General features: G+C 66.3%; 3 protein-coding genes. 2 read left to right on the top strand and 1 reads right to left on the bottom strand.

Annotated features, from left to right (window positions below; genetic code table 11):
- Positions 1 to 90 precede the first annotated feature (90 nt).
- Positions 91 to 783, top strand: a complete 693-nt coding sequence (locus tag AB0B14_RS36700; RefSeq protein WP_345847914.1) for a GNAT family N-acetyltransferase — start codon at positions 91 to 93, stop codon at positions 781 to 783.
- 120 nt (positions 784 to 903) lie between these two features.
- Positions 904 to 1664, top strand: a protein-coding gene (locus AB0B14_RS36695) for an IS5 family transposase (RefSeq protein WP_156032090.1) whose coding sequence is annotated in 2 segments (ribosomal slippage) — positions 904 to 1231 and positions 1231 to 1664 — 762 coding nt in all. Because the reading frame shifts where the segments join, the coding sequence is not laid out codon by codon here.
- A 9-nt stretch (positions 1665 to 1673) separates the two neighbouring features.
- Here the strand turns inward: AB0B14_RS36695 and AB0B14_RS36690 are convergent.
- Positions 1674 to 2050, bottom strand: a 377-nt coding sequence (locus tag AB0B14_RS36690) for a nucleoside deaminase (RefSeq protein WP_357526756.1), incomplete at its 5' end; no start/stop codon positions are given.

Genomic DNA, 2050 nt, shown 5'->3' with positions numbered 1-2050 from the left:
CGGCGGACGAGCGAGAAGGTGCCGCGGCATAATCACTAGCCCAAATTCCTCTCCCAGCTTGCTGGGGGAGGAATTGCTCCAGCCGCGCCGGTGGCGCAGAACACCGCCATGCACCCGCTCGACAATCCCGCCTGGTCCGCGCTCAGTTCCCGGCAGCAGCATCTCGCGCGCGGCGCGGGGCTCGCCCGGCGCTATGACGGCGACTATGCGACTTTCGCCACCGCGGTGAACCACAGCGACGAGCCGCTGGCGGCGCTCGGTGCGCTGGTTGCCCGCACCGGCCCGGCGATCGTGCTGGAGAAGGACCCGCTGCCCCCCGTCCCGGACGCGATCGCCCAGAAGCACCGCATGGGCGTGCAGATGGTCGCGGAGCATCCCGCGCCCGCCGATCCCGATTTCGCCTTTCTCGAGCTGGGCGATGCCGACGCGGCGGAGATGCTGGCGCTCGCCACGCTCACCGAGCCCGGGCCCTTCTTCGCTCGCACCCACCAACTCGGCCAGTTCATCGGCATCCGGCACGAAGGGCGGCTGATCGCGATGGCGGGCGAGCGGATGAAGCCGTTCGAATTCACCGAAGTCAGCGGCGTGTGCACCCATCCCGATTTTCGCGGCCTTGGCCTTGCCGGCAAGCTGATGCGCGTGGTCGCAGCCCGGATCGTGGCGCGCGGGGAGATACCCTTCCTGCATGCCTATGCGGACAATGCGTCCGCCATCGGCCTGTACGAGCGCCTCGGCTATCGCCACCGCATCGACGTGAACGTGACGGTGCTGGGGCCGGCCTGATATTCCGAGCGGCACCTTCTTCCCTCTCCCCGAGAGGGAGAGGGCTAGGTTGAGAACCTATATATCTGTTTGAGTTATTGTCGTAATATGTGTGGTAGATGAGTTTGGCGGAGGGGATGGATGTCACGTCATCTGTTTTGGCTGTCGGATGAGGCCTGGGCGGCGATTGAGCCCCATCTTCCTCGCGGCCGGCCAGGCAAGCCTCGAGTAGATGATCGCACGGTGATTTCGGGCATCCTGCATGTGCTCAAGACCGGCTGCCGCTGGCGCGACGTGCCTGCGGCTTATGGCCCGCCGACGACGATCTACAACCGGTACAACCGCTGGGCGGGGCACGGTATCTGGCAGCGGCTGTTCGAGAAGATCGCCGCATCGGGAGCGGTGCCCGATGAGCTGTCGATCGACAGCAGCCATGTGAAGGCGCATCGCTCGGCAGCGGGCTCAAAAAGGGGGAGTGGGAAGAAGCGATCGGCCGCTCGCGCGGTGGCAGGACCTGCAAGATCCATTGCCTGGCCGACGATCGCGGCAGACCGGTCGCCTTCACGCTGACGCCGGGCAACATTGCCGATATCAGTGTCGCGATACCGCTGCTCAGCCGCGCAACGCCAGCCAGGCGCCTGCTCGCCGACAAGGCCTATGATGCCGACAGTCTGCGCAACTGGCTCAGGCAACGACGCATCAAGGCCGTCATCCCCTCCACCGCCTCGCGACGCAAACCCTACCCTCTCGACAAGCGCATCTATCGCCGCAGGAACGCCATCGAGCGCCTATTCTGTCACCTCAAGAACTGGCGACGCATCGCTACCAGATACGACCGGCATGCCACAAACTACCTCGCTGCCATCGCTCTCGTAGCCCTTATCACCGCGTGGCTTAAATGAGTCCCCAACCTAGCCGCGCCGCTCGCGGAAGAAATCGCGCAGGATCTCGCCTGCCTCGGCCTCGCCGATGCCGGGATAGATTTCGGGGCGGTGATGGCAGGTCGGCTGGGCGAAGAAGCGCGGGCCATGCTCCACCGCGCCGCCCTTGGGATCGCCCGCGCCGTAATAGACGCGCGCGATCCGGGCATGCGCGATCGCACCCGCGCACATCGCGCAGGGCTCGAGCGTGACCCACAGGTCGCAATCCTCCAGCCGCTCGCGCCCCAGTTGCTCGGCCGCCGCGCGAATCACCCGCATCTCGGCATGGGCGGTGGGATCGTGGAGCGTGCGCGGGGCATTGGCCGCGGCGGCGATCACCTTGCCATCATGCACCAGCGCCGCGCCGA

Source organism: Micromonospora sp. NPDC049171, assembly GCF_040648275.1.
Taxonomy (GTDB): domain Bacteria; phylum Actinomycetota; class Actinomycetes; order Mycobacteriales; family Micromonosporaceae; genus Micromonospora.
Note: the sequence above shows the minus strand (reverse complement) of the source record. Positions and strands in the feature narration are given on the sequence as shown.